At 36.8% G+C, this 8,610-nt stretch carries 8 protein-coding genes and 1 pseudogene; 5 read left to right on the top strand and 4 right to left on the bottom strand.

What is annotated here, in order from left to right:
- Positions 1-266: 266 nt before the first annotated feature.
- Both psiE and CN326_RS09125 read left to right on the top strand, forming a co-directional pair.
- Positions 267-671 (top strand): phosphate-starvation-inducible protein PsiE, encoded by a 405-nt coding sequence (psiE, locus tag CN326_RS09120; RefSeq protein WP_098308476.1) that lies wholly within the window; start codon positions 267-269, stop codon positions 669-671.
- A gap of 281 nt (positions 672-952) precedes the next feature.
- A complete protein-coding gene (locus CN326_RS09125; RefSeq protein WP_098308479.1) occupies positions 953-1,483 on the top strand; it encodes a cysteine hydrolase family protein in 531 nt (176 codons plus the stop codon).
- 412 nt (positions 1,484-1,895) lie between these two features.
- Here the strand turns inward: CN326_RS09125 and CN326_RS09130 are convergent, their stop codons facing one another.
- Positions 1,896-1,994: a YjcZ family sporulation protein gene (locus tag CN326_RS09130; RefSeq protein WP_098308481.1), complete on the bottom strand. Its 99-nt coding sequence runs from the start codon at positions 1,992-1,994 to the stop codon at positions 1,896-1,898.
- Positions 1,995-2,228: 234 nt separating this feature from the next.
- Between CN326_RS09130 and CN326_RS25560 the strand changes: the two genes are divergently transcribed.
- Both CN326_RS25560 and CN326_RS09145 read left to right on the top strand, forming a co-directional pair.
- The gene (locus CN326_RS25560) at positions 2,229-4,337 is read left to right on the top strand and encodes a GW domain-containing glycosaminoglycan-binding protein (RefSeq protein ID WP_176524558.1); all 2,109 of its coding nucleotides are present in this window, start codon (positions 2,229-2,231) and stop codon (positions 4,335-4,337) included.
- A gap of 362 nt (positions 4,338-4,699) precedes the next feature.
- Positions 4,700-4,858 carry a XapX domain-containing protein gene (locus CN326_RS09145; protein ID WP_098308487.1) on the top strand — a complete coding sequence of 53 codons (159 nt, stop codon included), beginning with the start codon at positions 4,700-4,702 and terminating at the stop codon, positions 4,856-4,858.
- Positions 4,859-5,135: 277 nt separating this feature from the next.
- On the opposite strand, the gene CN326_RS09150 is transcribed toward CN326_RS09145, so the two are convergent.
- Both CN326_RS09150 and CN326_RS09155 read right to left on the bottom strand, forming a co-directional pair.
- Positions 5,136-5,567 carry a hypothetical protein gene (locus CN326_RS09150; RefSeq protein WP_098308489.1) on the bottom strand — a complete coding sequence of 144 codons (432 nt, stop codon included), beginning with the start codon at positions 5,565-5,567 and terminating at the stop codon, positions 5,136-5,138.
- Between the two features lie 247 nt (positions 5,568-5,814).
- Complete coding sequence (locus CN326_RS09155) at positions 5,815-6,522, bottom strand: hypothetical protein (RefSeq protein ID WP_098308491.1); 708 nt, start codon at positions 6,520-6,522, stop codon at positions 5,815-5,817.
- Between the two features lie 290 nt (positions 6,523-6,812).
- On the opposite strand from CN326_RS09155, the gene CN326_RS09160 reads away from it, so the two are divergent.
- Positions 6,813-7,319: a hypothetical protein gene (locus CN326_RS09160; protein WP_176524560.1), complete on the top strand. Its 507-nt coding sequence runs from the start codon at positions 6,813-6,815 to the stop codon at positions 7,317-7,319.
- Positions 7,320-7,341: 22 nt separating this feature from the next.
- Here the strand turns inward: CN326_RS09160 and CN326_RS24570 are convergent.
- Positions 7,342-8,610, bottom strand: a pseudogene (locus tag CN326_RS24570) (hypothetical protein); the annotation flags it as partial.

The following is an 8,610-nucleotide window of genomic DNA, read 5'->3' on the forward strand; positions in this document are numbered from 1 at the left end:
ATAAACTGCCCGTAAAAGCCCGATTGGGGAGGGCTGATTAAAGTTTCATTTTATCTTTTCTATCCAAGTCTTGATATAATAGGATGCATTTTTGGCGAGCTTATGATTCTTAAAATTGTAAGGAAGAGTTTTTAGTTAAACAATTGTACAATTCATATTTTATTAATTGTGTATAGTAATTAATAAATTGTCACCTTTTGTATAGTGAAGCAGTTTTGCTATAATGTATTAGCATAATTTACATATAGGGAGGAGTACTAGATGAAATGCAAAGATCTAAAGTCGATTATTACATTGCTAATATTTTACAGTGGATATTAAATATAGCTCTTATTATATTATCCCTTGTTCTATCTATCTTTTTAATCAATGAAACATTCACATTTATACAGTACGTATTTTCATCAAAAAAATACACACCGTATAAACTAGTTGAAAGCATTATTGTTTACTTTTTATATTTTGAGTTTATTGCATTGATTATTAAATATTTCAAATCGAATTATCATTTTCCGTTGCGCTATTTTATTTACATAGGAATTACAGCCTTAATTCGATTAATTATTGTTTCTCATGAAGAACCATTTGAAACATTATTATATGCAGGCTCTATTCTCATTTTAGTTGTTGCTTTATATCTCTCTAATGTAAGGGATTTGAAGAAAGATTGATTTATCCCGCGGGACAGTAAGACCCCTATCTCGAAATTCAAAGAAAATCGAGATAGGGGTCTTACTGTTTGTATATGCCCGATTAGGCGGGCTAACTATCAGTGGGGGCTCTACTAATAGAAACTTCACTTTATTGGAAATAGTTCTATACTCCTTTGAGGATTTATTTTCTTCCATTTCATTTGATGGTTATACATTATAGGATGACTGATTTGGGGGACATTAAAAGTGGATTTCCTTCATTGTTTTTGTAAATTGAAACATGTTGGGAGGTGTTTTTTATGGGAGAAAATTGTACAGCACTACTCATTATTGATGTACAAGAGGGTTCGTTTAAAGAGGAAAAAATATTATATAAAGGAGAAGAGCTATTACAAACAATTCAATCGTTAATTAAGAAGGCGCATTCTTCTCATGTCCCCGTTATTTATATGAAATTTAACGGACCATCCGGGGCACCTCTTGAACGAGGAACATCAGGTTGGGAAATTCATAAATCTATAGCTCCCTCAACACATGACATCATACTTGAAAAAAATCATCCTGATTCATTTCATGAAACAAGTCTTCAACAAGAATTAAAGGCAAGGAATATAAAACGAATTATTCTCACAGGAATTCAATCGGAGATTTGCGTGGATGCAACATGTCGATCAGCCTATGGACGTGGATATGACGTTATACTTGTAAAAGATGGGCATAGTACATACGATTCTCAAGTTTTATCTGCATCGCAAATTATTGATCATCATAATCATGTACTTGGGCAATGGTTTGCTGATGTAAAAAGTGCTCAAACAATTAAACTGTAATTTCTTTTAATTTTCATATTAAACAATACACATAATATAGATGTAATATTTTTCCAAAAAATGAAGTTGTATATCGGGCATACTAAAGCTCTTTTTCGTTCCTATCGGTATATCGTATCCTCAAATTAAACATCACTAAAAAGCATTCTGGATAGGGAATACCCTTTATCCATTCATATAATTTCGGGTTATTCCCATGTCTATGAAGCTAAACTTATCAAAGTGTAATTTTAGGGAGCCCCATACATGCTCATCAACCTAAGAGCTTAGATTTTCCCATTGTCATCAACAATAGATAAAATGCTGAAAGGTTGCAAGAAAATAAAATTGAACAAAATAAAGAGTCCTATTATAAATAGGACTCTTTATTTTAGGTATTGTTGGTTGGTTTTTTCTAGCAGCCGAATCCGCCTCAAAAACAGCTACATCCAATTATAATTAACAGGATGAATAACACAATTAATAAGGCGAATCCGCCTCCAAAACAACCACAACCAGCTCCAAAACCCATATTGACTCCTCCTTTATAAATAAGGAGATAAAACAGTGGGACATATTTGCTTACGGCAGATTCAAATTCAGTATATGTTATAAGCGTATATACAGTGCCAGTCCTTATGTTGAAGTCGGTGTTGCTGAATTTTGTTCGAAGCGAGATGATACCTCTTCCTCCTTTTGTATGGATAATGATAGAATAGGAGAAAAAACTTTCATACATAGGAAAGACATTCGGGGGGAGCAGAGTTTGCAAAAGAAGAAGTTGTATTCCAGATTGTACCGTAATTTTGTGCTGATAGGAGGAGCTTTACTGTTTTTTGCACTTCCAGTTCAAGCGGCGGATAATCCTCCTGCGACTAGCGTACAAGAGAATCAAATCGTGGCATGGACGAAAGGAAATTCCATTTGGACGCTTCCTTATGGATTAACGGGTGCTAGTTATGTAGGGTCTACGAATGATTATTCGGGTAAAGAGATTCAGCTAGTTCAGAAGATGATTGTAAATGATGTGGTATGGTATCAATTTAGTATAAATGGTCAAGTAATCGGATGGCTTGATAGCCGCGCGCTAAGTGATTTGAAAAATATCCAAACGATTAATCAGACTGCTGTGATGGGGGCAACGACAGTCAATGGTGTATGGTCGATGCCATACGGTGTATCGGGTGCGAATTATTTAGGTTCAACGGATCTTTACGCTTACCAAGATATTCAGTTGGTAGAAAGTGCTACATATGGCGGTGTGCAGTGGTATAAATTTAGCGTAGATGGCAAGGTAATCGGCTGGATAGATCAAAAGGCGTTAGATAATGCTGGGGAAGCAAAAGATGCCAATTTTACGGTTACAATCGGAAGTACTTATAACAATGGTGTATGGACAACGCCTTATGGGGTCACAGGTGCTAAGTATATTGGAAGCACCAATGATTATGCCTATCAAACAGTTCAAGTGGTGAAGACTGTAACGCGAGGGAATGTAACATGGTATCATGTGATGAAAGATGGCAAACTGCTAGGTTGGATTGACGGAGAGAAGGCAGTTTCAGATTTACAGAATGTAAAAGATGAAAATTACTCTGCTGTAATGGGTCTTTCTACGAAAGGAGACGGAATATGGAGCGCTCCTTACGGCGAATATGGCGCAAGTTGGGTTGATTCTACCAATAGTTATAGCTATCAAAACGTACAGGTTGTACAAAGTGCCACGAAAGGAACGGTTACGTGGGATAAAATTATGGTAGACAACAAAGTATTGGGTTGGGTAGATGCGAGAGTATTTACGAAAACGATATCGAATATAAAAGATGAAAATCGAATCGCACTTGTTGGAGATACGGATGGTCATGCAGTATGGAGTGCACCTTATGGTGAAAATGGTGCATCCTTTGTTGGTTTTGCAAATAATTATGATAGTCGTCCGATTCAGATTACCCGCAGCTTAGATAAAGATGGGGTGCATTGGTATTATTTTAAAGTAGATGGTCACGAAGAAGGTTGGATTGATGCAAATGCAATTTCTAGTGCAACGAATATTCAACCTTTAAACAAAGTTGGACATGTGAGCAATGTAGCAGGTAATGCGGTCTGGACGAAGCCTTATGGAATGCAGCATGCTAATTATGTTGGTTCTGCAGCGGATTTTGTACATCAAAACTTGAATTTATTACAATCTGCAACCTATAACGAGGTGACGTGGTACCAAATTGAGCAAAACGGCCGCACTGGATGGCTCGATAGCCGAGCGGTTAGCCTAGGTGGAATCACACTTGCAGATAGTTTCCATACAGTTGATGATAATAACCAATTAATTGTAGTTACAACGAATGGTTACGGAACAAACTTAGCACGTATTCGTACGTTTGAACGTGTAAATGGTGCTTGGAAGCAGCTGTTAGATATTAATGGGCATATTGGCCGGGATGGATTTGCATCGAAAATGGGTGAGAATGTTGTGCAGTCGCCGAGGGGAAAATATTCTATTGGTACGGCATTTGGTCGTTATGGCAACCCAGGTACAAAATTACCATTCCGTCAAATTACGTCGGATGACGTTTGGGTTGATGATTCGAACAGTGCTCTCTATAACACATGGCAGTCTCGCAGTGCGACGCAGGGACAATGGAACAGTGCTGAAAAGATGGATATACCTGCTTATAATTATGGATTTGTCATTAACTATAATACAGACAGAATTCCAGGTGCCGGAAGTGCAATCTTCTTCCATGTTTCTGATATGTATACAAATGGTTGTACTGGTACGGATCAGCAAGACGTTATTTCTATATTGAAGTGGCTAGATCCAGCTAAAAATCCGGTGATCATTCAGAGTCCTGAATCTGAGTTAGGAAATTATTGAAGAGGTTTATCCCGTATTAACGGGCAGTAAGATACCCACCTCAAGATGAAGAAAGAAACGAGGAAGATAGGTGGGGGACAACTGCCCGCAAAAGCCCGATTGGTGAGAGCTTTCCATCAGTGGGGGATGAAGAAAACCCCCACTGATGGAAGTTTCACTTTATATAAAGAGAAAGAAAAGGATAGATGCAAGCAGTTACATACTGCCTGTTCTATCCTTTTTTTAATAATAACTCAACACGTATGAAAAATATCCTATTTTAGGGAATGCTAATACAAGCTGTGTTAGCGATTATCTGGGTTCAATATATGATTTATAAATTAGAGAAAAACAGCACATGAAACAAACAGGAGGAAGGTAACATGCATGAAATCATAATGTCAACTTTCGCAGGATTAATCGTAGGAATCATATTTACTCTGTTAAAACTCCCGATTCCTGCACCCCCGGTTTTCTCAGCAATCATGGGAATCATTGGTGTATGGGGTGGAATGAAGTTAGTTCAATTTTTTTTAGGTTAAGTTAGGCGGTAAAATGAACTTTGGCGGGTTCGAGGTTCTTATCGTAAGTGTGAAATACGTAAATACCTTAGTTAATGCTTTAAATAGAAATATCTCCAAATCAACAATGGCCGTCTTGGCTAATATAAATAATTTGCTAATACCTTTGACAAATTACTGTCAGAGGTGTTTTTTCTATGCACAGAGTACGGAAAAATAACAAAAGAGACCTTAAAGAGTCTCTTTTTCTACATAATCACTGATATCGGTAGTGAAATGGATATTTTTTTCGCTTCTATTATATCTCGAAGAATGTTCTTTCGAATGTCCCCGGGATAAATTGCACCCCTGCATCGGGTTCGAAGATCTCAATATTTGTGTAGAGAACTGATACAAGAACCATAATCTGTCCTCCAGGGAATTCTAATGTTGCTGCAGGTGGACTTAGCGTAAGCATTCTAGTAATTTGTCCATTTCCTCCTGAGGTAAATTCTCCTGATGCTTCAAGGGTTCCACTAACTTCAGTTCTCTTCGTATTACTAGGAAAGCTTCCATCTCTGTTCATGCAAGCGTATACTGCCAGTGCATCTGCCATTGCAATAACCGTTGTCGTCACATTATCGTCAAGACCTGCTATTTGAAATGAAACTAACAGGTTCCCGCTTGAAGAAGGTCCAGCGGCACTGGCATTAATAAATTGTGCATTCGTCTTAAAGTGTTGATTCGTCATGAAATCTCATCCCCTTATTCATGATAATTCAATATATGCCTGTACGAGGAAGAACGAAAGAGACAAGAGTGGAAAATTTTAAGTGTATGAGAAAAAATAATGAGTGAAACAGAGATGGATATCGTACTTTCGCAATTATAAAAACCACTGTACATACAGTGGTTTTTATAATTGGATTATCTCCCTTTTTATCCCGCTATTCGTGGGCAGTAAGATCCCCACCGATGGAAGTTTCACTTCATTTCCGTTATATCTCAAAATTTGTTCTTTCGAATATTCCCTCAATAGATACTGTGCCGGTATGGGGTTCTGAAACTTGAACATTCGTGTAGGAAGCCGATACAAGAACCATTTCTTGTCCTAGAGGGCATTCTAATGTTAGTGCAGGTAAATATATTGTAAGGGTTCGAGTAACTTGCTCAATTTTTCCGGAGGTAAATCTCACAGATGCTTTAACGGGTCCGCTTACTACAGCTTTTTTCAGATCGTTAGGGAAGTTTCCGCTCCTGTTTATGCAAGCGTATACTGCAGTTACATCAGCGCTTGCAGTAGCTGTTGTCGTCATATTATCGTCAAGACCTGCTATTTTAAATGAAACTATCAAGTGCGCACTTGGAGAAGGCCCAGCGGCATTTGCACTAATAAGAGGTGCACCACCACTGATTTCAATTTTTTTAGACGGACGAGTGATCGATTTTGACACCACTACTGCATTTTGTAATGTATTAGCTAAAGTGGTCGTATAAATTTTAGCCATGACTGTATTTTGCGAGTCTACAAATTGATTGTTGTTTTGTAGATTAGTACCATTTTGTAATCTTGCATCATTATTTTGATTATCACATAAATTTGGAAAGTGCTCTCTAAAGTATTGACTATTATAATGAATATCATCACTTTGATACGTATAGCCAGATTTGTTAGTAGTGTATAGCTTTTTTTTATTAGAAGTCATTTTTTCACCTCTAAATGAAATGTTTTATAATGTCTGTATACATAATATATATAAGATGCAATGAATTTGTTTGCATATGCATTTAAATGTTTTTATCCTGCTACTTTTGGGCAGTAAGAGTCCGATTGGTTCAACTAATAATCAGTGGGGGATGAAGAAAACCCCCACTGATTAAAGTTTCACTTTATTTTTCGACCCATTTGTGCTGCTGTTTTCCTAGTTCCATATTTCTTACCTCTTGCATACATTATGTTAGGCATTGAGAACTATTTTGAATTGAGGTGTGAATGATGGGAACACAAGAATCAAGTGAGACACAACAGTCAAGTAATATACAACAACCAAATGGTACACAGCATTCAAGTGAGACACAACAGTCAAGTAATACACAACAATTAAGTGGTACACAGCATTCAAGTGTATTCACCTCTAGTACGAATCCGTCATCCGATCCGCGTTCTAAAGAGGCGAAAAAATTAGAAAAGGAGATTTCTACACTTATCAAGGATGTTTTAGGTGATTTGAAAATGAGTTTAAAATTACAAAAATCACAGATGAAAAGGAACATTCGTAACATGGACATTGCAAATAAGCAGGAAATCTTACAACAAACAGAGGAAGGCTTACAAGCTATACTTATGGATATAAAAGATCAAATTCGGATGGACATAGAACAAATGGAGAAAAAAGAGGATGCGATTTCTGTATCAATAGAGGCAGATGCAGAGAAAAAACCTGAAATCAGTAAGAAGAAAATTCGTAATATACTTCCGAAGGAAAAAGAGAGTGATGAATAGGAGATATCCATCACTCTCTTTTTTATCCTAAAGTTTGTGGAGGAACAGTAAAACCAACAATAGAACATATAGAAAATACGTAGATGGTTGTTGGTGTAGTAAGATTATCTACAAAAAACGCAAGACAATCGCATACTTTTAATACAAAGATATTGTCAATGATGGAAGGAAACCCTTCAACGAGCAGGTTTATTTTCAATCCAAAATTTGAAGTTGCTTCTAATTCTGTGCCCACCGTGTGGGAACAACATTTTTTACAATTACGTTTACAATCACAGTGTTCAGTTTCTTTTTTTATGCTGTCGTAATTGTTAGTTGTAGCAAGTAGAAAATCAAAAACTGGATTGTTAACGGCACTAATACCTGTAATTTTATTTATTTGTAAGGTTGTATTTAGAATTGGTGTATTTAGATTTACCTTTTTAAATGTTACAGTTGCACAATCATTTACATTAGTAATGACCTGATTTGGAATCGGGTTTCCTAGCGGAGTCGTTGTATTTACATAGATGTTTATCTGTTTATCTGCGGGGATAGGAATCGTAGTTTGGGCATTTTGTATCATGCGCAATAATGCGGATAAAGATGCAGTACAACAATCACATTCTTTAAACTTACAATCACAGTCTTCAAAGCTGCAACCACATTTTTTTCGATTATGTTTTCGAGTTTTTTTCTTTTCATTGCACTCACATTCTTTAAACTTACAATCACAGTCTTCAAAGCTGCACTCACATTTTTTTCGATCATGTTTTCGATCTTTTTTCTTTTCACTGCAATCGTGTTCTTTAAACTTACAATCACAGTCTTCAAAGCTGCAACCATATTTTTTTCGATTATGTTTTCGATCTTTTTTCTTTTCATTGCACTCGCATTCTAAATTCACATTAACGGTAACACCACCCACATTTGTGGAGATGGTTTGGGTATTGTTTAACGGGGAGTCATTTGTATGCCCCTGAATAGTTTGTTGTCCTTGCGCTTGGAGCTGGTCTCCTAATGTTTGTGTTTGTTGCTCATGTTGCTTTTGTGTTTGCCCTTCTTGTGTTGTCCTTTGTTCTTGGTCAACAATAGGTCCTTCTTGCTCAGCATTTTGTCGATTATTTTGTTTTTGTTCTTGTTCAGGCCCTTCTTGTTTAGCCTTTTGTAGAGTATCCTGTTCTTGTTCGACGTCTTGTTCAGGTCCTTCTTGCTTAGCGTTTTGTAGAGTATCTTGTTCTTGTTCGACGTCTTGTTCAGGTCCTTCTTGTTTAGCGTTTTGTTGAGTATCCTGTTCTTGTTCAGGTCCTTC

The sequence above is a fragment of the Bacillus sp. AFS018417 genome, assembly GCF_002560985.1.
Lineage (GTDB): Bacteria > Bacillota > Bacilli > Bacillales > Bacillaceae_G > Bacillus_A > Bacillus_A rhizoplanae.